This is a genomic window from Streptomyces sp. NPDC090077, assembly GCF_044747545.1.
Taxonomy (GTDB): Bacteria; Actinomycetota; Actinomycetes; order Streptomycetales; family Streptomycetaceae; genus Streptomyces.
The window spans coordinates 33791-57810 of the sequence record NZ_JBIVEG010000004.1 but is presented as its reverse complement, the minus strand read 5'-3'; the positions used below and the strand labels follow the sequence as shown (position 1 = coordinate 57810).

At 73.9% G+C, this 24020-nt stretch carries 24 protein-coding genes; 14 read left to right on the top strand and 10 right to left on the bottom strand.

The window, feature by feature from the left end; all coding sequences use genetic code 11:
* Positions 1 to 54 precede the first annotated feature (54 nt).
* A complete protein-coding gene (locus ACIPW5_RS08965) occupies positions 55 to 675 on the top strand; it encodes a CGNR zinc finger domain-containing protein (RefSeq protein ID WP_401242383.1) in 621 nt (206 codons plus the stop codon).
* On the opposite strand, the gene ACIPW5_RS08960 is transcribed toward ACIPW5_RS08965, so the two are convergent.
* Positions 653 to 1381: a lysophospholipid acyltransferase family protein gene (locus ACIPW5_RS08960; protein WP_401242380.1), complete on the bottom strand. Its 729-nt coding sequence runs from the start codon at positions 1379 to 1381 to the stop codon at positions 653 to 655. The two genes, ACIPW5_RS08965 and ACIPW5_RS08960, sit on opposite strands and share 23 nt — an antisense overlap.
* Before the next feature lie 189 nt (positions 1382 to 1570).
* Between ACIPW5_RS08960 and ACIPW5_RS08955 the strand changes: the two genes are divergently transcribed.
* The 5 genes from ACIPW5_RS08955 (at position 1571) to ACIPW5_RS08935 (ending at position 6224) form a co-directional block, all read left to right on the top strand.
* A complete protein-coding gene (locus ACIPW5_RS08955; protein WP_401242377.1) occupies positions 1571 to 1945 on the top strand; it encodes a thioredoxin family protein in 375 nt (124 codons plus the stop codon).
* Positions 1946 to 2200: 255 nt separating this feature from the next.
* Positions 2201 to 2731 carry a flavin reductase family protein gene (locus ACIPW5_RS08950; RefSeq protein ID WP_401242374.1) on the top strand — a complete coding sequence of 177 codons (531 nt, stop codon included), beginning with the start codon at positions 2201 to 2203 and terminating at the stop codon, positions 2729 to 2731.
* 202 nt (positions 2732 to 2933) lie between these two features.
* Entirely contained in the window at positions 2934 to 3719 is a 786-nt protein-coding gene (locus ACIPW5_RS08945) for an electron transfer flavoprotein subunit beta/FixA family protein (RefSeq protein WP_401242371.1), read from the top strand.
* Between the two features lie 58 nt (positions 3720 to 3777).
* Positions 3778 to 4740 (top strand): electron transfer flavoprotein subunit alpha/FixB family protein, encoded by a 963-nt coding sequence (locus tag ACIPW5_RS08940; RefSeq protein ID WP_401242369.1) that lies wholly within the window; start codon positions 3778 to 3780, stop codon positions 4738 to 4740.
* Between the two features lie 185 nt (positions 4741 to 4925).
* The gene (locus tag ACIPW5_RS08935; protein WP_401242366.1) at positions 4926 to 6224 is read left to right on the top strand and encodes a DUF6986 family protein; all 1299 of its coding nucleotides are present in this window, start codon (positions 4926 to 4928) and stop codon (positions 6222 to 6224) included.
* A 30-nt stretch (positions 6225 to 6254) separates the two neighbouring features.
* Here the strand turns inward: ACIPW5_RS08935 and ACIPW5_RS08930 are convergent, their stop codons facing one another.
* Positions 6255 to 8456, bottom strand: coding sequence for a WD40 repeat domain-containing protein (locus ACIPW5_RS08930; protein ID WP_401242363.1), 2202 nt, complete (start codon positions 8454 to 8456; stop codon positions 6255 to 6257).
* Between the two features lie 147 nt (positions 8457 to 8603).
* On the opposite strand from ACIPW5_RS08930, the gene ACIPW5_RS08925 reads away from it, so the two are divergent.
* Entirely contained in the window at positions 8604 to 8798 is a 195-nt protein-coding gene (locus tag ACIPW5_RS08925; RefSeq protein ID WP_401242360.1) for a hypothetical protein, read from the top strand.
* Here the strand turns inward: ACIPW5_RS08925 and ACIPW5_RS08920 are convergent.
* A complete protein-coding gene (locus ACIPW5_RS08920; protein WP_401243123.1) occupies positions 8788 to 9777 on the bottom strand; it encodes a LacI family DNA-binding transcriptional regulator in 990 nt (329 codons plus the stop codon). The two genes, ACIPW5_RS08925 and ACIPW5_RS08920, sit on opposite strands and share 11 nt — an antisense overlap.
* A gap of 208 nt (positions 9778 to 9985) precedes the next feature.
* Here ACIPW5_RS08920 and ACIPW5_RS08915 point away from each other — a divergent pair, with 208 nt between their 5' ends.
* Positions 9986 to 11023, top strand: a complete 1038-nt coding sequence (locus tag ACIPW5_RS08915) for an NUDIX domain-containing protein (protein WP_401242357.1) — start codon at positions 9986 to 9988, stop codon at positions 11021 to 11023.
* A 54-nt stretch (positions 11024 to 11077) separates the two neighbouring features.
* Here the strand turns inward: ACIPW5_RS08915 and ACIPW5_RS08910 are convergent, their stop codons facing one another.
* Positions 11078 to 11773 carry an MBL fold metallo-hydrolase gene (locus tag ACIPW5_RS08910; RefSeq protein ID WP_401243120.1) on the bottom strand — a complete coding sequence of 232 codons (696 nt, stop codon included), beginning with the start codon at positions 11771 to 11773 and terminating at the stop codon, positions 11078 to 11080.
* A 140-nt stretch (positions 11774 to 11913) separates the two neighbouring features.
* Positions 11914 to 13278: a dipeptidase gene (locus ACIPW5_RS08905; protein ID WP_401242354.1), complete on the bottom strand. Its 1365-nt coding sequence runs from the start codon at positions 13276 to 13278 to the stop codon at positions 11914 to 11916.
* A gap of 299 nt (positions 13279 to 13577) precedes the next feature.
* Here ACIPW5_RS08905 and ACIPW5_RS08900 point away from each other — a divergent pair, with 299 nt between their 5' ends.
* Positions 13578 to 14771, top strand: coding sequence for a geranylgeranyl reductase family protein (locus tag ACIPW5_RS08900; RefSeq protein ID WP_401243118.1), 1194 nt, complete (start codon positions 13578 to 13580; stop codon positions 14769 to 14771).
* A gap of 126 nt (positions 14772 to 14897) precedes the next feature.
* On the opposite strand, the gene ACIPW5_RS08895 is transcribed toward ACIPW5_RS08900, so the two are convergent.
* Complete coding sequence (locus ACIPW5_RS08895) at positions 14898 to 15356, bottom strand: nitroreductase/quinone reductase family protein (RefSeq protein WP_401242352.1); 459 nt, start codon at positions 15354 to 15356, stop codon at positions 14898 to 14900.
* 157 nt (positions 15357 to 15513) lie between these two features.
* Between ACIPW5_RS08895 and ACIPW5_RS08890 the strand changes: the two genes are divergently transcribed.
* Entirely contained in the window at positions 15514 to 16212 is a 699-nt protein-coding gene (locus tag ACIPW5_RS08890; RefSeq protein ID WP_401242349.1) for a TetR/AcrR family transcriptional regulator, read from the top strand.
* Between the two features lie 134 nt (positions 16213 to 16346).
* Positions 16347 to 17357, top strand: coding sequence for a spherulation-specific family 4 protein (locus tag ACIPW5_RS08885; RefSeq protein WP_401242346.1), 1011 nt, complete (start codon positions 16347 to 16349; stop codon positions 17355 to 17357).
* Positions 17358 to 17362: 5 nt separating this feature from the next.
* Here ACIPW5_RS08885 and ACIPW5_RS08880 read toward each other — a convergent pair whose 3' ends face one another.
* Both ACIPW5_RS08880 and ACIPW5_RS08875 read right to left on the bottom strand, forming a co-directional pair.
* A complete protein-coding gene (locus ACIPW5_RS08880; RefSeq protein ID WP_401242344.1) occupies positions 17363 to 18580 on the bottom strand; it encodes a GDSL-type esterase/lipase family protein in 1218 nt (405 codons plus the stop codon).
* A 62-nt stretch (positions 18581 to 18642) separates the two neighbouring features.
* Positions 18643 to 19386: a maleylpyruvate isomerase family mycothiol-dependent enzyme gene (locus ACIPW5_RS08875; RefSeq protein WP_401242341.1), complete on the bottom strand. Its 744-nt coding sequence runs from the start codon at positions 19384 to 19386 to the stop codon at positions 18643 to 18645.
* A gap of 101 nt (positions 19387 to 19487) precedes the next feature.
* Here ACIPW5_RS08875 and ACIPW5_RS08870 point away from each other — a divergent pair, with 101 nt between their 5' ends.
* On the top strand, positions 19488 to 20222 hold the full coding sequence (locus tag ACIPW5_RS08870; RefSeq protein ID WP_401243116.1) for an alpha-ketoglutarate-dependent dioxygenase AlkB family protein: 735 nt from the start codon (positions 19488 to 19490) through the stop codon (positions 20220 to 20222).
* On the top strand, positions 20219 to 21481 hold the full coding sequence (locus tag ACIPW5_RS08865) for an ROK family protein (protein WP_401242339.1): 1263 nt from the start codon (positions 20219 to 20221) through the stop codon (positions 21479 to 21481). Before ACIPW5_RS08870 ends, ACIPW5_RS08865 begins: the two co-directional genes overlap by 4 nt.
* Before the next feature lie 50 nt (positions 21482 to 21531).
* Here ACIPW5_RS08865 and ACIPW5_RS08860 read toward each other — a convergent pair whose 3' ends face one another.
* Positions 21532 to 22077, bottom strand: a complete 546-nt coding sequence (locus tag ACIPW5_RS08860) for an ATP-binding protein (protein ID WP_401242337.1) — start codon at positions 22075 to 22077, stop codon at positions 21532 to 21534.
* Between the two features lie 209 nt (positions 22078 to 22286).
* Between ACIPW5_RS08860 and ACIPW5_RS08855 the strand changes: the two genes are divergently transcribed.
* Positions 22287 to 23447, top strand: coding sequence for a PLP-dependent cysteine synthase family protein (locus ACIPW5_RS08855; RefSeq protein ID WP_401242336.1), 1161 nt, complete (start codon positions 22287 to 22289; stop codon positions 23445 to 23447).
* A gap of 14 nt (positions 23448 to 23461) precedes the next feature.
* Here the strand turns inward: ACIPW5_RS08855 and ACIPW5_RS08850 are convergent, their stop codons facing one another.
* Positions 23462 to 23950: an SRPBCC family protein gene (locus tag ACIPW5_RS08850; RefSeq protein WP_401242334.1), complete on the bottom strand. Its 489-nt coding sequence runs from the start codon at positions 23948 to 23950 to the stop codon at positions 23462 to 23464.
* Between the last annotated feature and the right edge of the window lie 70 nt (positions 23951 to 24020).

The following is a 24020-nucleotide window of genomic DNA, read 5'->3' as shown; positions in this document are numbered from 1 at the left end:
TGTTAAGCGGAAAAGACGTTACGTCAGACGGGTGCAGGACGAAAGGATCCGTGCATGGCGGACCGGCAGGACCCGGGCGGCGGCTTCGAGGCGGCCCGGCGGACGATCGAGCTGGCCGAGGCGGTCCGCGCGGACCCGGCACTGCCGCGCGCCGCCCTGGCGGAACTGCTGGCCCGGCACGGGGAGCGCCCGGAGGAACTCGCCCCGGAGGTCTTCACGGAAGCGGACGCGGACGAACTGCGCGCCGCGGTGCGGCGCATGGCGGAGGTCCTCGCCGAGACCGACGAGGACCGCGCGGCCGGGGCCATCAACGCCCTGCTGGAGGAGTGCGCCACCCGGCCCCGGCTGACCCGGCACGACGGCCATCCCTGGCACCTGCACGTGGACCGGGGCGACGGGGCGCAGTGGGGGGACTGGTTCCTCGCCTCCGGCGCCCTCGCCCTCGCCCAGCTGCTGACGGGGCACGGGCGCCTCGCCTGGGGTGCCTGCGCCGCGGCCGGCTGCGGCCGGCTCTACCTGGGCACCGGCACCGGAAGCGCCCGGCGCCACTGCACCCCGGCCTGCGCCACGCGCGCCCGGGTCGCCGCCCACCGGCGCCGCAAGCGCGCGGCCGGGACGGGCCCGGGGGAGCGGGAGGAGCCGGGGCCCGGGGTCAGTTCGCCTCGCGCTCCTTGACCTGCGCGGCCGTCGGGGCGGTGCCGCCGAGGTGGGCCGGGAGCCACCAGGAGTCCTCCGGACCCTGCGGCTTGGCCGGGTAGGCGCTCTGCGCCGCGTCCAGCAGCTCCTGGACGCGCTCGCGCAGGCGGCGGGTGATGGCGCCCGCGAACTGGTCCTTGGGCGCCTCGATCGGCTCGCCGACGCGCATGGTCACCGGGATGTGGCTGCGCTTGAGGTTCTTCGGGCGCCCCTTGGTCCACAGCCGCTGCGTGCCCCACAGGGCCACCGGGATCAGCGGGACCCCGGCCTCCTGCGCCATCCGGGCCGCACCCGACTTGAAGCTCTTGAGGGTGAACGACTGCGAGATCGTCGCCTCCGGGAACACCCCGATGATCTCGCCGGAGCGCAGCGAGTCCAGGGCGTGCTGGTACGCGGTCTCACCCTGCTGGCGGTCCACCGGGATGTGCTTCATCGCGCGCATCAGCGGGCCCGAGACCTTGTGCCGGAACACCGACTCCTTGGCCATGAAGCGGACCAGCCGCTTCTGCGGGCGCGCCGTCAGGCCGGCGAAGATGAAGTCGAGGTAGCCGATGTGGTTCGACACCAGGACCGCCCCGCCTTTGCGCGGGATGTTCTCGGTGCCCTTCATGTCGATCCGGATGTCCAGCGCACGGAAGAGGGTGTGCGCGGCACCGATCACCGGGGGGTATACGAGCTCAGCCATGATGGGGAGACCCCGCTTTCTGCCTGGGGAGGTGCTCCCGGCCGGAAGTTACGGCAGCGTAGGTACGCGGCCATGGGGATCGTGCCCCAAACGCGGCCCGCTGGCCAGCCCAGACGCCCGCGCCGGGCGAGATTCTCGTCACGCGGGGAATGCCGCGCGCCGGACGGGTGCTCGGACCAGGGTACGTACATGCGAACAGGACGGACGGGAGCGGGTGTGCGCGGGCACGGAGAAGGTACGCGGCCGCCGGGCGGGCAGGGGCCCCTCGGGGCCGCCGAGCTGGGCCGGGAGCCGGGGGAGCGGGCCAGCCTGGTCCAGTTCTCCACCGCCTTCTGCCAGCCCTGCCGGGCCACCCGCAGGATCCTCGCCGAAGTCGCCGAAATGGTGGACGGCGTCGAGCACATCGAAATCGACGCCGAGCGCAACCTCGAACTCGTGCGCGCCCTCGGCATCGAGAAGACCCCCACCGTCCTCGTCCTGGACGCCGCCGGGCGCGTCGTGCGGCGTGCGGCCGGGCTGCCGCGCAAGGCCGACGTGATCGCCGCCCTGGGGGCGGCGGTGTGACGGACGCGCCGGTACGCGCGCCCGCACGCAGCGTGACGCGCCTGACATCTGCCCGCTGCGGCTTGACTGTGTACGCGTGAGATCGACAGGCTGGCCGCATGCGGTATGAACTCCTGCTTTACGGGCGGCTCCACGTGGACCTCGTCCGCCACGCGAGCGCGCGCTGTCGGGACAGCTGAAGGCCCCGGCCCAGGCCACCCTGCCCCGACCCCCCAGCGCGCCCGCGACCCCGCGGGAGTAAGGAAGCACATCCCGATGACGGCTCCGACGGCCCCGCCCGTACCCTTCGGCTCCGCCGGCGACCCCCTGCCCGGCTCCCCCGACCTGCTCCGCTCCGTCTTCCGGCGGCACGCCGCGGGTGTGGCGGTGATCACCGCCGCGACCGGGGGCCGGCCCGTGGGCTTCACCGCGACCTCGCTGAACTCCGTCTCCGCGGACCCGCCGCTGCTCTCGTTCACCATCGGCACCGGCGCCTCCAGCTGGCCCGCGGTGCGCGACAGCGAGTACCTCGGCGTCCACATACTCGGGGAGCACCAGCGGGAGCTGGCCGGCCTCTTCGCGCGCAGCGGCGCCGACCGCTTCGGGGCGCAGACCGAGTGGGCCCCCGGCCCGCACGGCGTGCCGCTGCTCGGCGGGGTGCTGGCGTGGCTGGTGTGCCGGGTGGCGGCGCGGGTTCCGGCCGGGGCGCACCGGGTGGTCATCGCCGAGGCGGTGGCGGGCGACCCGGCCGGGGAGGGCCGCCCCCTGCTGTACCACCAAGGGCGCTTCAACGCGTTGCGGGACTGAATCGTCCCTGCTGGGGCGGGTTCGGGCGGCGTTGGACAGATCACAGTTCAGCGGCCTTGCAACCGGGGAAGACCCACTGTGTACTGACGAGTAACATTCCCTTCGGAGCGCGGGCCGCCCCGACCGGGACCCGCCCTACAAGGCGCCTATGCTGCCTGCACAAGGCGGTTTCAGAAAAAGACGATGCGGTAGGAGAGCCGGCGTGAGCCTGAGGATCGTTGTCTGTGTGAAGTACGTGCCCGACGCCACCGGTGACCGGCACTTCGCCGATGACCTGACCGTCGACCGCGACGACGTCGACGGTCTGCTGTCGGAGCTCGACGAGTACGCCGTCGAGCAGGCGCTGCAGATCGCCGACGAGGCGGACGACGCCGAGATCACCGTTCTGACGGTGGGCCCCGAGGACGCCAAGGACGCGCTGCGCAAGGCGCTGTCGATGGGCGCCGACAAGGCCGTCCACGTCGAGGACGACGACCTGCACGGCACCGACGTCATCGGTACCTCGCTGGTCCTCGCGAAGGCGATCGAGAAGGCCGGCTACGACCTGGTCATCACCGGCATGGCGTCGACCGACGGCACCATGGGTGTCCTCCCGGCGATCCTGGCCGAGCGCCTGGGCGTCCCGCAGGTCACCCTGCTCTCCGAGGTCAAGGTCGAGGACGGCACCGTCACGGGCCGCCGCGACGGCGACTCCGCGAGCGAGCAGCTGGAGGCCTCCCTCCCGGCCGTCGTCTCGGTGACGGACCAGTCGGGCGAGGCCCGCTACCCGTCCTTCAAGGGCATCATGGCCGCCAAGAAGAAGCCGGTGGAGTCCTGGGACCTGTCGGACCTGGACCTGGAGGCCGAAGAGGTCGGCCTCGAGGGCGCCTACACCGCCGTCGACTCCGCGGCCCAGCGTCCGGCCCGCACCGCCGGCACGATCGTCAAGGACGAGGGCGAGGGCGGCAAGCAGCTGGCCGAGTTCCTGGCCGGCCAGAAGTTCATCTAAGAGCTTCGGTCACCCCTCTCAAGCCCCCAGACACTTCGCAAAGCAGGAGAGCAGTCACATGGCTGAAGTTCTCGTCTACGTCGACCACGTGGACGGTGCCGTCCGCAAGCCCACCCTGGAGCTGCTGACGCTGGCCCGCCGCGTCGGCGAGCCCGTCGCCGTCGCCCTGGGCGCCGGTGCCGAGGCCACCGCGGCCGTGCTCGCCGAGCACGGTGCCGTCAAGGTCCTCACCGCCGACGCCCCCGAGTTCACCGAGTACCTCGTCGTACCGAAGGTGGACGCGCTGCAGGCCGCGTACGAGGCCGTCTCCCCGGCCGCCGTGCTCGTCCCGTCCTCCGCCGAGGGCAAGGAGATCGCCGCGCGCCTCGCCGTGCGCATCGGCTCCGGCATCATCACCGACGCCATCGACCTGGAGGCCGGTGACGAGGGTCCGGTCGCGACCCAGGCCGCCTTCGCCGCGTCGTTCACCACCAAGTCCCGCGTGTCCAAGGGCACCCCGGTCATCACCGTGAAGCCGAACTCGGCCCCGGTCGAGGCCGCCCCGGCCGCCGGTGCCGTCGAGGCGCTCGCCGTCACCTTCGGCGCCCTGGCCACCGGCACCAAGGTCGTCTCCCGCACCCCGCGCGAGTCGACGGGCCGCCCCGAGCTGACCGAGGCCGCGATCGTGGTCTCCGGCGGCCGCGGCGTCAACGGCGCCGAGAACTTCGCGATCATCGAGGAGCTCGCGGACTCCCTCGGTGCCGCCGTCGGCGCCTCGCGCGCCGCCGTCGACGCCGGCTGGTACCCGCACTCCAACCAGGTCGGCCAGACCGGCAAGTCGGTCTCCCCGCAGCTGTACATCGCCTCCGGCATCTCCGGCGCGATCCAGCACCGGGCCGGCATGCAGACCTCGAAGACCATCGTGGCCATCAACAAGGACGCCGAGGCCCCGATCTTCGACCTGGTCGACTACGGCGTGGTCGGCGACCTCTTCGCGGTCGTCCCGCAGCTGACGGGCGAGATCAAGGCGCGCAAGGGCTGAATTTCCGCGCCCGGTCGCTGACCTGCGCATCTCTTGGCCTACGGGGCCGTGTGGTGATTGTCACCGCACGGCCCCGAGTCGTTTGTCCCAGGCGGTGGAGGGACCATTGACTGAGCGGAACCCCGTGACTAAATTCTGCTATGCGGATCTAAGCTTCCGTGAAGCGGAAAAGAGGAGAGTGCACGATGGGTCAGCAGGAGAAGGTGGCGACGAGCCTCGCAGGCGCGGTCAGCGAGGGCATCAGCGCCTCCCTGGCGCCGGTGGACGCGGAACTCGCGCGCCACTACCCGGGCGACCCCGGCACCCGCCAGCCCATCCACACCGTCTACGTACCCGGTGACGTCTTCACGGCCGACACCATCCGCTCCTGGGGCGACCAGGCCCTCGCCGCCATGGACGAGCACGCCCCGGACGCCGCCACCTTCGCCAAGGTACTCGGCATCCCCGACGAGCTGGCCGTACCGGTCTACGACCGCGTCCGCGCCAAGCTCGCCACCGAGCCCATCGAGGACCTCCGCGTCGACTTCGAGGACGGCTTCGGCGTCCGCTCCGACGAGGAGGAGGACCAGGCCGCGGCCCGCGCCGCCCGCCTGATCTCCGAGGCCTACTCCAACGGCACCAACGCCCCCTACATGGGCATCCGCATGAAGTGCATGGAGTCCAACGTCCGCGACCGCGGCATCCGCACCACCGACGTCTTCCTCTCCGGACTGCTCGCCCACGGCGGCCTCCCGGAGAACCTGGTCCTGACCCTGCCCAAGGTCACCTACGCGGAGCAGGTCACCGCGTTCGTCGAGCTGCTGGAGGCCTTCGAGTCGACCCGCGGCCTGCGCGCCGGCCGGCTCGGCTTCGAGATCCAGATCGAGACCAGCCAGTCCATCCTGGCCTCCGACGGCACCGCCACCGTGGCCCGGATGATCGAGGCCTCGAAGGGCCGCGCCACCGGCCTGCACTACGGCACCTTCGACTACAGCGCCTGCGTCGGCGTCTCCGCCGCCTACCAGGCCAGCGACCACCCTGCCGCCGACCACGCGAAGGCGATCATGCAGGTCGCCGCGGCCGGCACCGGCGTACGCGTCTCCGACGGCTCGACGAACGTGCTGCCCATCGGCACCACCGAGAAGGTCCACGAGGGCTGGAAGCTGCACTACGGCCTGACCCGCCGGGCCCTCGCCCGCGCCTACTACCAGGGCTGGGACATGCACCCGGCGCACCTGCCGACCCGCTACGCGGCCGTCTTCACCTTCTACCGCGAGGGCCTGGAGGCCGCTGCCGCGCGCCTGAAGGCGTACGTGGCCAAGATCGAGGGCGACGTCATGGACGAGCCCGCCACCGCGAAGGCCCTGGCCGGCTACCTGGTCCGCGGCCTCGACTGCGGCGCCGTCGGCGCCGAGGAGGTCACCGCCCTCACCGGCCTGACCCGCGCCGAACTGGACGCCTTCGCCATCCCGCGCCGCTCGGCGACCCTGACGGCGACGGCCTGATCCACCCGGCCCGCCCGGCCCGGCCCGGAGTCACCCGAGCCGGGCCGTCGGCAGGATCCAGCACCGCAGGGTGCCGTCGTCCCCGGCGGAGGCCAGCAGACTCCCGTCGGGGGAGAAGGCGACCCCGCGGACGGCGCCGGTGTGCCCGGTCAGCGGGAGGTCGGTGACGGGCTCGCCGGTGTCGGTGTCCCAGAGCTGCACGGTGCCGTCGGCGCTCGCGCTGGCCAGCCGGTGGCCCTGCGGGGAGAAGGCGAGGTCGTGGACGGGGCCGGCGTGCCCGGAGAGGCGGCGGCCGGGGGTGCCGGGGGCGAGGACCTCCCAGAGCAGGACGTGCCCGTCGGTGTCGCCGGTGGCCAGCAGGTGGCCGTCGGCGGAGAAGGCCATGGCGGCGACGCCGCTCAGATGGCCCTTCAGTTCCAGGCCGCCTCCTGCCATGGCAGCCGGATCCCACAGCACCACCCGCTCACCCGTGGCTGCGGCCAGTAGGCTCCACTCCGGCGCGGCTGCGAGCGCGTACACGTCCGAGATCCCGTCCGGAACGTGCGCGGCGGCCGTGTTCAGCACGGACACCCGTCCCTCCGGACCGATCGCGGCCACCGGGGCGATGGCGCCGCAGAACGCGACGTGCTGCACCAGCGACAGGGGACGGCCGAGTGGCAGGCCCGGGGTCCACAGCGAGGCAGGCCCGCCGTCTGCCGGGAAGTCCAGTCCCCAGAGAGCCATGCCGCCGGGCGTGGGCAGGGACTCGGGTAGCTGGGTGTGTGACGCCGGATCCCAGGAGAGGACCCGGTGATCCGCGGTACGGACGAGGAGGCGGTCGCCGTCCGGGGAGAAGGCCAGTCGGCGCAGGGCGACCCCGGTCTCGGATGACGAGGGAGGCAGGGCCACCGCCTGATCTCCGCGCAGGGCCGCGTCGAGGGCCCGTGCTGCGAGCAGCGGGGAAGGCGAGGGCTCCTCGGTGAGCTCCTCCCGGTACACCACCAGGGTGTCGGCCTCGCCGCAGAGAGCGAGCATCCGGCCGTCAGGGGAGATGGCCAAGCGGTCGAACGGACCCTGGTGCCCCGCCAAGGGCGGCCCCAGGAGCGCTCCGGTCCCGGGATCCCAGAGCCGTACGGTGCCCCGGTTGGCGATGGTCGCAAGCAGACGGCTGTCTCGTGAGAACGCCATGGTGGCCCCGTTGCCGGCCGCCTCGGGAAGCCTGTGCGCGACTGTGCTGGTCGCGGTGGACCACAGCAGAGTTTCCTTGTCATAGGTCGTGGCCAGCACGGCACCGTCAGGAGAGAACGCGGCGCCCACCGGCCCATCGATCTTCTTTATGAGGGGTCTGCCGACGCTCGCACCGCCCGTGAGATCCCACAGGTGCAGCATGCTCTGGGTCCTGAGCGCGGCCAGGATGCCGCCGTCAGGGCGGCAGAACATCGCCTGAACCTCGCCGATCAGGGGCGATGCGGTCGGTTCGCCGGTCACCGTGTCCCATCGGCGGACGATCTCTTCGTCGGCAGTGACCAGCGTCCGGCCGTCCGCCGCGAAGACGACCAGGTCGACGGGGTTGTCGTGACCGTGCAGGGGAGATCCCACCGACTTGAGGGTTGCGGTGTTCCACAGCGTCACACCACCCCCGTCGTCTCCGACGGCCAAGAGGTGGCCGCTCGGAGAGAATGCGACGGTATAGGCAACGCAATCGGCTTCCAGCTCGCCGACGGCCACCCCTCGGACGGGATCCCACAGTTGGACCACTCCCTTGTGGTCGTGTTCCCCGGATACGGCGAGGAGCCGGCCGTCGGGAGAGAAGGCCGCGCACCAGTTGTTGTCCGCCCGCAAGGTGAGCACGTGAGCCAGTGTGAAGTTGCGCCCACTGGCGGGGAGGGGTGTGGGCAAGACCGCCGCAGCCACTGGGGAACGCCGGAGCGGCGCCAGGGCGGCCAGGTCGCGCCAGCGGCGGCGCCAGGGTTCCAGTTCGGGGGAGTTGTGCGGCGGGACCGGGCGTTCCTGGCCGAACTCGTCGTAGGAGTGCAGGATCCGGACCAGGCCCATCAGGCCGTCCAGCCCGGGCAGGCGGTCCCCACGGAAGGCGTCGCTCTGGGTGGACACCGGAAGCCGGATCCCGGTCTTGGACTTCGCCGCACGCGTGGCGAGTTCGCGGTACGACCGGTTGCCGCGGTCGAGCCGCAGCCGGCGTAAGTCCGCCGCGAACGCCTTCAGTTCTTCGTCGAATGCACGCACGCCGTTCATCACCGCACAGGTTAGGGCCGGGCACGACGCTCCGCCGGACGATTCCGAACAGTGCCGGTCAGTGGCGGTGTCCGGCGGTGTCCGGGGGCGGTACGGGTTCGTTCGGCGGAGGCGGCGAGAGGGGGCGGGCGGCGCTGCAATCGGGGCATGACCACAGCCCCGGACACCGATCCGCCCCTCCTCACCCTGCACGCCGCCGTCGTGCTCCTCGGCGCCCTGTTCGCCGGGTTCGTCGCCGGCGGGCTGAGTTACCTCGGCGGGGTGCCGGTGCCGCTGGCCGTGCTCGCCGGGCTCACCGTCGCCGGCGGGGCCGTGCAGGGGTTGCGCGGGCTCATCCGGTGACCGGCGGGAGTTCGCCCGAGCCGCGCGGGACGAGGCGGGTGGGGAGTTCGATGCGGGCCGGGGGCAGGGCGGTGCCCGCCAGGCGCTGGAAGAGGCGGTCCGTGGCCACCCGGCCCAGGGCCGCCGGGTCCTGCGCGACCACCGTGACGCCCGGTCGCAGCAGGTCGGCGAGCTCGAAGTCGTCGAAGCCGACCAGCGCCACCGGCCGGGGCAGCGCCGCGAGGACCCGTACGACGGTGACGGTGACCCGGTTGTTGCCGGCGAAGACGGCGGTGACCGGTTCCGGGCCGGCCAGCATCGCGCCGGCCGCCGCCGTCACCCGTTCCGGGGCGGTCGACCCGAGGGACACCCAGGACTCCGAGACCGGGAGGCCCGCCCGGGCCATCGCCTCGCGGTAGCCGCGCAGGCGTTCCGTCGCCGTGTGGATGCGGGGGTGGTCGCCGATGAACCCGATCCTGCGGTGCCCGGCCGCGATCAGGTGCGCCACCCCGTCCCGGGCGCCGCCGAAGCTGTCCGACAGGACGACGTCCGCCTGGATCCCGCCCGCCGGACGGTCCACGAACACGGTGGCCACCCCGGCCCGGATCTCCGGCTCCAGGTAGCGGTGGTCGTCCCCGGCGGGGATCACGATCAGCCCGTCCACCCGCCGGGCGCACAGCGCGAGCGCCAGTTCCCGCTCGCGTTCCGGGTCCTCGGCGCTGGAGCCGTTGATGAGCAGGGCTCCGTGGGCGCGCGCCACCTCCTCCACGGCCCGGTTGAGCGGACCGTAGAAGGGGTCGGCGAGGTCCTCCAGGACCAGGCCCACGGTGGCGGTGCGCCCCTTGCGGAGGACCCGCGCGCTGTCGTTGCGCCGGAAGCCGAGCTCCTCGATGGCCTCCTGGACCCGCCGCTCGGTGTCCGGGGTCACCCCCGGCTCGCCGTTGACGACCCGCGAGACCGTCTTCAGGCCGACGCCCGCCCGGGCCGCCACGTCCTTCATGGTCGGCCGGTTGCCGTAGCGGGGCTCGGACGGGTGGCGGGTCTGCGGCACGGCGGGGAATCCTCCGGAAGTGGGGGTGGCGGGCGGCTGTGGTCCCGGCTCCGCCCCCGAGCATAAGCACTCGGCCGACGGGCGGGTTTCCATGGCAGGGTGGGGCGGGCAAGCCACCGGGGGGCTTCGGAGGCGAGCCACAGGGAGAGGGGTAGACGTGATTGTCTGGATCAACGGCACTTTCGGAGCCGGGAAGACCAGCACGGCCCGTGAACTGGCCGGACTCCTTCCGGACAGCAGCCTGTACGACCCGGAGCTCATCGGCGACGCGCTGCGCCGGCTGCTGCCGCCCAAACGCCTCGCCGAGGTCGACGACTACCAGGACCTCCCGAGCTGGCGGCGGCTGGTCGTGGACACGGCGGCCGCGATGCTGGCGGAGCTGGGCGGGGTCCTGGTCGTGCCGATGACGCTGCTGCGGCAGGAGTACCGCGACGAGATCTTCGGCGGCCTCGCGGCGCGCCGGATCCCGGTGCGGCACGTGCTGCTCGCCCCGGAGGAAACGATCCTGCGAGAGCGCATCGCCACCCGTCGGGAGCCGGGGGCGCCGGAGGTGGTGGACGTACGGGTCCGCCAGTGGGCGTACGACCACATCCCGGTCTACCGGCAGGCCCTCGGCTGGCTCAGCGCCGACGCGCACCTCGTCGACAACGGCCGCCTGACGGTACGGGAGACCGCGCAGCGCATCGCCGACGCCGTCCGCACCGGCACGGCGGCGGTCTGCGACATCGTGCAGACCCCGGAGCCGACGCGGGAGACGGTGGCGGCGGGGGTGCTGCTCTTCGACGACCGGGACCGGGTCCTCCTGGTGGATCCGACGTACAAGCCGGGCTGGGAGTTCCCGGGCGGCGTGGTCGAGCCGGGCGAGGCCCCGGCACGGGCCGGCGTACGGGAGGTGGCCGAGGAACTGGGCCTGACGCTGGAGCAGGTTCCCGGGCTGCTCGTGGTCGACTGGGAGCCGCCCCGCTCCCCGGCGTACGGCGGGCTGCGGCTGCTGTTCGACGGCGGACGGCTGGCGGAGCCGGAGATCGCGCGGCTGCGGCTGCCCGGCCCGGAACTGCGCGCCTGGCGGTTCGTCACCGAGTCCGAGGCGGCCGGCCTGCTGCCGCCGCAGCGCTTCGAACGGCTGCGCTGGGCCCTGCGCGCCCGCGAGCGCGGCATGCCGCTCTACCTGGAGTCGGGCCGCCCCACCCCCTGACGCGGCCCGGACCCCGGTCCGGCGCACCGGGGTCCGGCCGGGCCCGGGCCTTGCTCAGGCCGCGGCCGCCCGCGCCGCCTCGTCGAGGGCCTTCGCGGTGTCCTCGGTCCAGGGGTCGCCGTGGCCGAAGCAGGCCACGGACGGGGCGAGTGCGGCCAGCCGGCCGAAGGAGGCGACCGCCCCGGCCCGGTCCACGTTGAAGACGCCCAGCATCACCCGGCCGACGCCCGCCACGCAGTCCCCCGTGAACAGGACGCCGTGCGCGGGCAGGTGCACGCCGATGCTGCCCGGCGTGTGTCCCGGGGCGTGGACCACCACCGCCCCGCCGCCGAAGTCCAGCACCTCGCCGTCCTCCAGCTCCCGGTCGACCCGGGTCGGCGGTGCCTCGGGGGCCGTCAGCCCGTGCGCGTAGAGCGGGACTTCCCAGTCCAGCAGCACCGGCTCCGGGACCGGCTGCTCGCCGCGCACCACCGGGGCGTCCAGCCGGTGCGCCAGCACCCGGGCGCCCCACCGGTCGGCGAGTTCGCCGGCGCTGCCGACGTGGTCGCGGTGGCAGTGCGTCAGGACGATCCGCTCCAGCCGCCCGGGCTCCAGCCCGAGGGACCGTATCGCCCCCTCGACGACGTCGGCGGAGCCGGCCTGCCCGGCGTCGATCAGGGTGAGGGCCCCGCCGTCCTGCCACAGGTAGGCCTGGCCGATGGCGAAGCGCAGCATGTGGAGCCGGTCCGGGATGACTTCTACGAGATCCATGTCCATGACGGCGACCGTAGGCGCCCGGGCCTGCGCAGGGCATCAGACTTCGCCGGGAGCGGAGTACGCCCAGGGCGCAGTGCGCCCTGGGCGTAGGGGAGGGGACGCCGGGGCCGGCGTCAGGTCAGGCGGTCAGGCGGTCAGGCGGACTTGGACGCCGCGTAGTTCACCAGGAAGAGGGCCTCGGCGACCGACAGCCGCTCCAGCTCCTCCGGGGAGACGCTCTCGTTCACCGCGTGGATCTGCGCCTCCGGCTCGCTGAGCCCGATGAGCAGCATCTCCGCCCGCGGGTACAGGGACGTCAGCGTGTTGCACAGCGGGATGGACCCGCCCATGCCGCTGATCTGCATCTCCTGGCCGTCGTACGCCTCGCTGAGGGCCGCCGCCATCGACGCGTACGCCGGGCTGCTCGTGTCCGCCTGGAAGGGCTGGCCCTGACCGACGACCTCCAGCTCCAGCTTCGCCTTCCACGGGGTGTGCGCCACCAGGTGCGCCTCCAGCAGCTTGATGGCCTCGGCGGTGTCCACGCCCGGCGGCACGCGCAGGCTGATCAGCGCGCCCGCGCTCGCGTGCACCGAGGGGGTCGCGCCGACCACGGGCGGGCAGTCGATGCCGAGCACGGTGACGGCGGGACGGGCCCACAGCCGGTCGGCGATGGTGCCCTCGCCGATCAGTTCGACGCCGTCCAGCACCTTCGCGTCGGCGCGGAAGTCGGCCTCCGGGTACTGCAGGCCCTCCCACACCGCGTCCGAGGCGAGACCGTCCACGGTCGTCGAACCGTCCTCGGCGCGCAGCGAGTCCAGCAGCCGGATCAGCGCGGCGAGCGCGTCCGGGGCGACACCGCCGAACATGCCCGAGTGCAGGTTGCCGCCCAGGGTGTCGAGCTTGACCTTGACGAGGGTCATCCCGCGCAGGGTGGCCGTCACCGTCGGCAGGCCGAGGCGGAAGTTGCCCGCGTCGCCGATGACGATGGTGTCGGCGGCCAGCAGCTCCGGGTTGGCCTCGGCGTACTGCTGGAGGCCGCCGGTGCCCTGCTCCTCCGAACCCTCGACGATCACCTTCACGTTCACCGGCACCCCGCCGTTGGCCTTCAGGGCGCGCAGCGCGAGCAGGTGCATGATGAAGCCGCCCTTGCAGTCCGCGGCACCGCGCCCGTACCAGCGGCCGTCGCGCTCGGTCAGCTCGAAGGCCGGGGAGATCCAGGCGGCGTCGTCCAGCGGCGGCTGCACGTCGTAGTGCGCGTACAGCAGGACGGTCGGGGCGCCCTCGGGGCCGGGCAGGAACCCGTACACGGACTGGGTGCCGTCCGGGGTGTCGAGCAGGGCCACGTCCTGGAAGCCCTCGGCGCGCAGTGCGTCGGCCACCCAGTTCGCCGCGGCCTGGCTCTCGCTCTGCGGGAACTGGGCCCAGTCCGCGACCGACTGGAAGGCCACCAGCTCGGTCAGCTCCGTCTTGGCGCGGGGCATGAGCGAGGCGACGGTCTCGGCGATCGGATTCTGGGACATGGGCACGCTCCTCGTGGGTGCGACGTTGTTGTGGGTGCCGGGGTACGGCGAATGCAAGGCGAAAGACTGTCACGATCCTCGCACAGAGGGACGAGGCGGCGGCTCGCCGTAGGATTTCCACGGCATCGGAGCAACCGGGTGATCAGGAGCAGCAGCACATCGTGAGCAGCGACGACGACGTGAACGGCGCAAGCGCAGAGCAGGCCGGCCGGCCGGCGGGAGAGGGCGTCCCGGCCCAGACGCCCGGGGAGCGGCCCGCGGAGACGGCCGAGGGGGCGGCCGCCGGGGACGCCGCGGAGGTGTGGGACGTCGTCGTGGTCGGCGCCGGACCCGCCGGGGCCTCGGCGGCGTACGCCGCGGCATCGGCGGGCCGGAGCGTCCTGCTGCTGGAGAAGGCCGAGCTGCCCCGGTACAAGACCTGCGGCGGCGGCATCATCGGCCCCTCGCGCGACGCCCTCCCGCCGGGCTTCGTGCTGCCCCTCCAGGACCGCATCCACGCCGTCACCTTCTCCCTGGACGGCAGGCTGGCCCGGACCCGGCGCTCGAAGAACATGCTGTTCGGGCTCATCAACCGGCCGGAGTTCGACGCGGGGCTGGTCGCGGAGGCGGAGAAGGCCGGCGCGACCCTGCGTACGGGCACGGCCGTGTCCCGGGTCGAGCAGCACGGCGCGGCAGTGCCGGACCGCCGCACGGTCGCCGTGGTGCTCGCGGACGGCGAGACCGTTCTGGCCCGGGCCGTGGTCGGCGCCGACGGCAGCGCCAGCCGGATCGGCGCCCACGTGGGCGTGGAGATGGACCAGGTGGACCTCGGCCTGGAGGCCGAGATCCCGGTACCGGAGACGGTGGCCGAGGACTGGAAGGGCCGTGTCCTGATCGACTGGGGCCCGATGCCCGGCAGTTACGGCTGGGTCTTCCCCAAGGGCGACACGCTCACCGTCGGGGTCATCTCGGCGAAGGGCGAAGGGGCGGCGACCAAGCGGTACCTCGACGACTTCATCGCCCGGCTGGGCCTGGCCGGTTTCGAGCCGGCCGTCTCCTCCGGCCACCTGACCCGCTGCCGGAAGCCGGACTCCCCGCTCTCGCGCGGCCGGGTGCTGGTGGCGGGTGACGCGGCGGGCCTGCTGGAGCCGTGGACGCGGGAGGGCATCTCCTTCGCGCTGCGCTCGGGGCGGCTCGCGGGGGAGTGGGCGGTCAAGGTCTCGGAGGCGCAGGACGCGGTGGACGCGCGCCGGCAGGCGCTCAACTACGCCTTCGCGGTCAAGGCCGGACTGGGCGTGGAGATGGCCGTCGGCAAGCGGATGCTGACCGTCTTCGAATCCCGGCCGGGGCTGTTCCACGCGGCGCTCACGGGTCTGCGGCCGGCCTGGCTGGCCTTCGCCCGCATCACCCGGGGTTCGACGACGCTGCCCGACCTGGTCCGTGCGCACCCGCTGGCGCGCAGGGCCCTGCACCTGCTGGACGACCGTCAGGCGCGCGCCGGCCGCCGCGGGTAGCGGCGGCAGCGACCCGGCCGCGGAGCGCCGGTTCCCCGCGGGGGGCCGGCGCTCCGCCGCGTCCGGGGGCGGGGGCCGGTAGGGGACCGGCAGGCCTGTGGGGGGCCGGGTGGGCGGTGGGGGCGTTCAGCGCGACACCGTGATCCGGAAGACGGGGTGGTCCCCGGCGGCCGTCCGGAGTTCGGCGTCGGTGGACCGGGCGGTGACGCCCTGGAAGAACCGGTTGACCTCCCAGCCCCACTTCTCCAGGTAGGCCCGCAGCACGACGGCCTTCTCCGCCGGGTCGGTCAGTTCCTCGGCGGTGAAGGCGCGGACCTTGCGGCCCACGCGCAGTTCACCGCCGCCCGCCACGCGCATGTTGCGCACCCACTGGGAGTGGCCGCGGGCCGAGACGAGGTACTGCTCGCCCTCGAAGCGGTGCGGGTTGACGGGGATGCGCTGCATCTGCCCGGAGGTGCGGCCGCGGACCGACAGCTCGGCGGTGCCGGCCAGGCTGATGCCGAGGCGGGCGAGCTTGCCGAAGAGGGCGTTGAAGCGGACGGCGAAGGGGCCGGCCTGGACGTAGTAGGGGGCGGGCGCGTTCATGGGGGCCTCCGGGGTACGGTGATCCAATCCGAGAGCACTGCTCTCGCTTGAGATCAGTGTGCACGGATCGGCGCGCCAAAACAAGAGCGGTGCTCTCTGTTGTGATTAGTGCTCTCATTTTTGTGCACTGCTCCGAAACCGTGGCACACTGACCCGCATGAGCACCGTGCGTGGAGCCAGGGAACGGGCCCGTATCGAGGTCACCGCCGCCATCAAGGACGAGGCGCGCCGCATGCTCGCGGCCGAGGGCGCCGCCAAACTCTCCCTGCGGGCCGTCGCCCGCGAGCTGGGCATGGTCTCCTCGGCCCTCTACCGCTACTTCCCCAGCCGCGACGAGCTGCTCACCGCGCTGATCATCGACGCCTACGACAGCCTCGGCGCCGCCGCCGAAGCCGCCGACGCCACCGCCCGTGCGGCCGGCTCCGCCCCCCGCGCCCGCTGGACGGCGGTCTGCGGAGCCGTCCGCGGCTGGGCGCTGGCCCACCCGCACGAATACGCCCTGATCTACGGCTCCCCGGTCCCCGGCTACACCGCCCCGCTCGACACCGTCGGCCCCGCCTCCCGGGTGGCCAACGTCCTCATCGGCATCCTCCGCACCGCCTACGAGGGCCGCGGCCTCGCCCTGCCGCCCCTGCCCGACGCCCTGCGCCCCGAAGCCGCCCGGATGACCGCCGACTTCGCCGAAGGACTGCCCCCCGCGGTGACGGCCGCCCTGGTCGCAGCCTGCGCGCACCTCGTCGGCCTCGTCTCCTTCGAGCTGTTCGGCCAGTTCAACCGGGTCGTCGAAGAGCGGGACGCCTTCTTCGCGCACGCCGCCGGACAACTGGCGCACGCGGTCGGACTGCCCGCCGCATGAGCGGGCCCGGACCCCGGTGACACCTCGCTCGTCAGTTCTTCACACCAATCCGGGTGGTTCGCCCTTCACCGGGTTTCCGCGCGCCTAGTGTTCCTCGGGTCCCCGCCCCCTGCCGCAGCCGGAGGAACAGCCCCGTGGCTCCCGCCCGTGCACTGAAGGCCCTGTACGCCGTCGCCGTGATCGTGCTGCTCGCAGCGCCGGCGCCGGCCGTACCCGCCTCCGCGAGACAGACGGAGCCGTCGGCGGCTCCCGCCCCCCGGATACCCGGCGTGCGCGGCCTGGAGATCGCGGTCCCCGCCTACGCCGGGGCCGGTGCCCCCATGCTGACCGCCCTCACCGCCACCACCCCGGCCGCCTCCGTGGTCGTCCTCAACCCCGGCAACGGCGACGCCCCCTTCGACGGCCCCTGGCGGGCCCGCGCCGACGCCCTGCGCGCCGGCACCACCGCCACCGGCGAGAAGACCAAGGTCCTCGGCTACGTCCACACCGACCACGGCAACCGGGACCTCGCGGCCGTCAAGGCCTCCATCGACAACTACCTGCGCCCCTCGGACGGCGAGGACGACGAGGGCGACGAAGACGACGAGGACGCGGCAGACGACGAGGGCGGCCGGGGCGGCGGGCTCCACGTCGACGGCATCTTCTTCGACGTCGTCAGCCGCGACTGCGGCCCCGGCAACGCCACCCGCGACCACTACGCCGCCCTGCGCCGCTACGTGCAGGAGGCCATGCACGCCGCCGACCCGGACGTCGACGACCTCGTCGTCAACAACCCGGGCACCGCCATCGCCGACTGCTACCTCGAACCGGGCCACCGCACGGCGGACGTCTTCGTCACCTACGAGGACACCTACGCCGCCTACACCGCGGGCGGCTGGCAGGGGAACGTCTTCGACGCCCGCGGGGGCTACCGCCCGGGCGCGGACCTCGACCCGGACGGCACCGCGTTCTGGCACCTCGTCCACGGGGTCCCGGACGGCGCCGCGATGCGCACCACGCTCCGCACCGCCTTCGACCGGGGCGCCGGGTACGCCTACGCGACGGGCGCCACCATGCCCAACCCCTGGAACACCAGCCCCTCCTGGAAGTACCGCACCCAGACCGCCTACGCGGCCACCCTGGGCGGCGCGGATCCGTCCGCCTGACCCCGCTACCGCTGCGGCGTGCCGAAGGGGCCGCCGGGCGCGAAGGCGCGGGCGGCGAACCGGCCGGCGACGAGGCGGTGCGCCTCCGGGGAGGGGTGGAGGCCGTCGGGGAGCGGGAGCGCGTCGAAGTCGGCCCCGCCGTAGAGGTCCAGCCCGTCCAGGTGGTGGAGTTCCGGGTCGTCCGCCGCGCGCTCCCGCACGATGCGGGCCAGTTCCTCCCGGACGACCCGGAGGGTCAGCTTGCCCGCGGCCGTCTCCGCCGGGTCTCCCGCCGCCCTGAACCGGAGCCGGCCCTCGGCGAGTTCGGAGTAGTCGGGGGCGGTGGGCCCCGGGGTGTCCTCGTGGATCGGGCAGAGGATCGGCGAGACGACCAGCAGCGGCGTTCCGGGGTGCCCCTCGCGGACGGTGTCGAGGAAGCCGTGCACCGCGGGGCCGAAGGCGCGCAGCCGCATCAGATCGTGGTTGACCAGGTTGATGCCGATCTTGACGCTGATCAGGTCGGCCGGGGCGTCCCGCAGGGTGCGCGCGGTGAACGGGTCCAGCAGGGCGTTGCCGCCCAGGCCCAGGTTGACCAGCTCCACCCCGCCGAGGGAGGCGGCCAGGGCCGGCCAGGTCGTGCTGGGGCTCGCCGCGTCGGAGCCGTGGCTGATCGAACTGCCGTGGTGCAGCCACACCCTGCGGCCCCGGTCGGGGACGGGTTCGACGGGGGCGTCGGTGCGCAGCGCCACCAGTTCGGTGACCTCGTTGTGCGGCAGCCAGATCTCGACGTCCTTGACCCGGTCGGGCAGTCCGGCGAAGCGGACCGTGCCGACCGGGCCGGGGGTCCGCTCCGCCGACCCGGTGGCCATGTCGACGGTCAGGACGTGCCCGCCGCTCACCGGGCCCTGGCCGGCGAGCCGGCCGTCGACCAGCAGGTCGTACAGCCCCTCGGGGCGCGGCGGGGCACCCCGGTAGGCCGTCCTGGTGCGTACGGCGTCCAGTTCGACGGCGGTCGCCCGGGTGCGGAACACCACCCGCACCCCCGAGGGCTGCGCCTCCGCCATCGCCAGCTGCCCGTCGGGGCACTGGGCGCGGGCCCGGGCGGGCAGCCGGTGCGGCAGCAGCCCGAGCGCGGTGCGTTCCACCTCCAGGGCGCCGCGCAGGAAGCGCTCTTCGACCGGGGTGGTGATCCAGCCGGGGGAGCCGGAGGAGCCGGAGGCGGCGGGAGGGGTGAGGGAGGCCATGGTGCCCACCCTGCCAAGCCGCTCCCCGGCCCGCACGCGCATTTCCGGGCGCCGTCCCCGCGTCAGATGCCCGCCGTCTCCTGCCACAGCCGGGCCAGGGACTCGTCCCCGCGCACGCCCGGACCGGCGAGCGGGAGCCGGTTCCACAGGGCCGCGTACAGCCAGGAGGCCTCCCCGGTCACCTCGCAGTCCGGCTCCTCACCGGTGTCGCCCCGCACCGTGCGGGCCGGCTCCTTCGACAGGTGGACCGTCCAGACCGCGCCCGTGTCCGCCGCCCGGACCCGCAGTACCCGGGGCTCCTCGGTCCGCACCCGGCTCCTCGGCCGGGCGTGGAAGCCGGTCAGCAGCTCGTCCACCCCGTCCTCCGCGAACTCCGGGGCCACCGCGGAGAAGGCGAGGCCCCGCGCCGACTCGGCGTCGAAGCGGTGCACGGCCGTCTCGTGCGCCTGCCGCCGGGCCCAGAACGCCAGCGGCGACGGCGGTGCCGTCGGCAGGAAGGTGAAGCAGGCCAGGTCCTCGGACGCCCCGGCCAGGGTCCGGACCAGCTCGGCGTGCCCCTCCCGGAACCAGGCCAGCAGCTCCGCCCCGGCCAGTTCCGGCGGCTCCGGGAACGGCACCCGCTCCACCAGGGCGTCCCGCACGAACCCGGCGGCCCAGCGGTGCACCGCACCGGTGTGCCGCAGCAGGTCGGCCACCCGCCACTCGGGGCAGGTGGGCACGGGGGCGTCCGTACCGGCGAGTTCGGCCTGATCGGCGAGCAGCTCGCCCTCCCGGGCCAGGGTCTCCACGTATGCGGTGATCTTCATGGCGCGAGTCTGCCAGCCGCCCCCGACACAATGGGAGGGTGGACGGAGAACTCTCGCCGCACGGAGAACGCCTGCCGGACGGGGCACCGCCGGACGGGGCACTGCCGGACGGGGAGCCGGCGCACGGGGAACCGGCGCACGGGGAGCTGTTCCCGCGCGAGCGGACCGAGATCGCACCCGGCGCCGTGCACCTGCCCGACTGGCTCGGGCCCCGGCGCCAGCGGGCGCTGCTGGCCGCCTGCCGGGAGTGGGCCCGGCCGCCCGCGGGACTGCGTACCGTACGCACCCCCGGGGGCGGGACGATGACCGCCCGGCAGGTGTGCCTGGGCCTGCACTGGTACCCGTACGCCTACGCGCGCACCGCGGTCGACGGGGACGGGGCGCCGGTCAAGCCGATGCCCGCCTGGCTCGCCGGGCTGGGCCGGGACGCCGTCACCGCCGCCTACGGGACGCCCCCGCCGCCCGCGGAGGCCTACGACATCGCCCTGGTCAACTTCTACGACGGGGACTCCAGGATGGGCATGCACCGCGACGCCGAGGAGCGGTCCGGGGCCCCGGTGGTCTCGCTCAGCCTGGGCGACTCCTGCGTCTTCCGCTTCGGCAACACCGCCTCGCGGGGCCGCCCGTACCGGGACGTCGAGCTGCGCAGCGGAGACCTGTTCGTCTTCGGCGGCCCGAGCCGGCTCGCCTACCACGGGGTGCCGAAGGTGCTGCCGGGCAGCGGCCCGCCGGGGCTGGGCCTGACGGGCCGCCTCAACATCACCCTGCGGGTCGGCGGCCTCGGAGCGCAGCCGGGGCGAGGGGCGGCCCCCGATCATGCGAGGATCCCCTCATGAACGGCAACGGGGCCCCGCTGGGGGCGGGGGACGAGACCACAGCGTCGGCGGCGTCCGCGCGGACCAGGCTGGAGCGCGGCCGCGGCGCACTCGGCCCGGCGCTGGAGCTCGTCCACACCGGCCGGGCCCCGACCCGGGCGGTCCTCACCGCCGAGCTGGGCGTCACGCGGGCCACCGCCGGAGCCGTGGCCGCCGAGCTGGAGGCGCTCGGCCTGATCCGCGTCGACTCCCGGCCCGGCGGCGCCGGCGGCACCCAGGGCCGGCCCTCGCACCGGCTCGCCGTCGACGAGAACGGCCCCGTGGCGCTGGCCGCGCAGGTCCACCCCGACGGCTTCCGGGCTGCCCTGGTCGGCCTCGGCGGGCGCATCGTGGCCACCGCACCCGGCAAGCTCACCGTCTCCGCCGACCCCGCGCAGGTGCTCGGCGCGGTCGTCGACGCGGGTGCCCGGCTGCTCGCCGAGTCCGGGCGGCGCTGCGTCGGCGCGGGCCTGGCGGTGCCCTCGGCGGTCGCGGAGCCCGAGGGGACGGCCCTGAACCCGCTGCACCTGGCCTGGCCGCCCGGCTCCCCGGTGCGGGACATCTTCGCCGAGCGCGTGAAGGCGGCCGGCATCGACGGCCCGGCCCTGACCGGCAACGACGTCAACCTCGCCGCCCTCGCCGAGCACCGGCACGGCGCCGGCCGCAGCGCCCAGCACCTGCTCTGCGTGGCCACCGGACACCGCGGGGTGGGCGGGGCACTGGTCCTCGACGGCCGGCTGCACAGCGGTAGCGCGGGCCTGGCCCTGGAGGTCGGCCACCTCACCGTGAACCCGGAGGGGCGGGCCTGCCACTGCGGCAGCCGGGGCTGCCTGGACGTGGAGGCGGACCCGCTGGCCTTCCTCACCGCGGCCGGCCGCACGCCCGGCCCCGAGGTGTCGCTGCTGGCGCAGGCCCGCGACCTGCTGCGCGCCGAGTACGCGCAGCCGTCGGTCCGGGCTGCCGCCGAGGAGCTCATCGACCGGCTCGGGCTGGGCCTGGCGGGCCTGGTCAACATCCTGAACCCGGACCGGATCATCCTCGGCGGACTGCACCGGGAGCTGCTCCACGCCGACCCGGAGCGGCTGCGCGCGGTGGTCGCCGACCGCAGCCTGTGGGGGCGCAGCGGGGGCGTGCCGATCCTGCCGTGCACCCTCGACCACAACAGCCTGGTCGGGGCGGCGGAGCTGGCGTGGCAGCCCGTGCTGGACGACCCGCTGGGGACGCTGGGCGCGGCGGCCTGAGCCCCGCGGCGGCCTGAGTCCCGCGGGGGCCGGGGCGGCCGGCGGGGGAGTCAGCCGGGCCTGGCGCCGACCGCGGCCGACGCCGGCACGCCCGTCGCGACGGCCTGTGCGTCGACGGCGGTGAGCACCGGGCGGGTGGGTTTCCGTACGGTCTTCCGCACGCCGATGCTGACGGTGCGCGCGGGCGCCACCGGTGCGGGGGCCGCCCGCAGGGAGAACCAGACCACCTTGCCGGGGCCGTCCGGCCGCTGCCGGGCCCCCCAGGCCTCGCTGACCGCCTCGACGAGCGCCAGGCCGCGCCCGGAGGTCTCCAGGTCGCCTGCCGCGCGGCGGACGGGCAGCCGCGGATCGCTGTCGTGGACGGACACGGTCAGCCGTCCCAGGCGGAGTTCGATCTCGACCGTGCACACCTTGTCCGGCTGCGCATGGCGGTGGACGTTGCTGAGCAGCTCCGTCACGCCGAGCGCAGCCCGGTCTATGAGCGGGTCGAGCTGCCAGTGGCGCAATTGCGCGGAAACGATTCTGCGGACCTGGCCGATCCGCGAGGGCAGGGCCTGCAGTTCGACGACGCAGTGCCTGCGGGAATGACTGATCACGGCTGCGACTCCCCGACATCATCGTTACGGGTGCTGCACCCTCGGTGACGCAATCACCAGGGTCACCCACGGTGGCGCCGTGTGCAACCGAACGCCCGGGTACGGCACCGAAAGCGATCCGCATGGAAACCCAAAGTCATCATTTGCGCAGGTGAGGGGGGTACATTGCGAAAGGAGGGGGCTTTGGAAACGACAAAGGAGCAAGGCGCATGAGCACCACCGGCACCACCGGTACACCGGCCTCGAACACGGCCGGGAGCACGGCGACGACGGTCGACATCGACCGCAGCGACGACGGCTACCGGGCCTGGCTCAAGGAGGCCGTCCGCAAGGTCCAGGCGGACGCCAACCGCTCCGCCGACACGCACCTGCTGCGCTTCCCGCTGCCCGAGGCGTGGGGCATCGACCTCTACCTGAAGGACGAGTCCACCCACCCGACGGGCTCCCTCAAGCACCGCCTCGCGCGCTCGCTCTTCCTCTACGCCCTCTGCAACGGCTGGATCCGGCCCGGCCGCCCGGTCATCGAGGCCTCCAGCGGCTCCACCGCGGTCTCCGAGGCGTACTTCGCCAAGCTGATCGGCGTCCCGTTCATCGCGGTCATGCCGCGGACCACCAGCCGCGAGAAGTGCCGGCTCATCGAATTCCACGGCGGCGCATGCCACTTCGTCGACGACCCGATGAAGATGTACGAGGAGTCCGCCGACCTGGCCGCCCGCACCGGCGGCCACTACATGGACCAGTTCACCTACGCCGAGCGCGCCACCGACTGGCGCGGCAACAACAACATCGCCGAGTCGATGTACCAGCAGCTGCGCCTGGAGCGCTACCCCGAGCCCGCGTGGATCGTGGCGACCGCCGGCACCGGCGGCACCTCCGCCACCATCGCCCGCTACGTCCACTACATGCAGTACGACACCCGCGTCTGCGTCCCGGACCCGGAGAACTCCTGTTTCTTCGACGGCTGGACCAACAACGACCCGCACGCGAGCAGCGACTGCGGCTCCCGCATCGAGGGCATCGGCCGGCCCCGGATGGAGCCCAGCTTCGTCCCCGGTGCCGTCGACCGCATGATGAAGGTGCCGGACGCGGCGTCCGTCGCCGCCTGCCGCGCCCTCGAACAGGCCATAGGGCGCAAGGCGGGAGGCTCCACCGGCACCGGCCTGTGGAGCGCCCTGAAGATCGTCTCCGAGATGGTGGCGGAGGGCCGCGGGGGCAGCGTCGTGACCCTGCTCTGCGACCCGGGCGACCGCTACCTCGACAAGTACTACTCGGACGAGTGGCTCGCCGCCCAGGGCCTCGACATCGCCCCGTACGCCAAGACGATCCGGACCCTGCTGGAGACCGGCGACTGGCGCGAGCCCGAGGCCTGATCCGGAAGGGCGGCCTAGGGGGTTGTGCGCGCCGAGAGGCGGGCGTCCAGGGCGCGCACCGCGGTACGGAAGGACCGGCCGAGGCCCGGGCGGGCCGCGGCCAGTGCCAGCCGGAAGGGGGCCGGGCCGTCGGCGGCGAAGGTCCAGCGGACGAGGGCCCCGGCGCCGTCCGGCCCCGGGGCCAGCAGCCACTCCTCCACCAGGGCGCTCACGCCGGGCACGTTGGTCTCGTCGACCCGGTAGGCGTAGCGCAGCCCGGGATCGGCGGCCACCACCGTCTCCCGGAACCGGACCCCGCCCATCAGTCGTACCTCCCGACCCGTCCCGCCGCCGGTCGGCCGGGCCAGGGTGACCGCGCCGAACCAGGCGGGCCAGCCCGTCACCTCGTCCGCGAGCGCCCGGTACACGGCTTCGGGCGGGGCCGAGGTCCGGGCCGTGAAGGCCGGCCGGACCGGGGCCCGCTCGATGAAGTCCAGCTCCACGGGGCGGAGTCGGCGGGCCATGGCGTTACCCCCTGGGGGAGAGTGCGGCGCGGGCGCGGGTGCGCGCCGCGCACACCATAGCTGACCATTC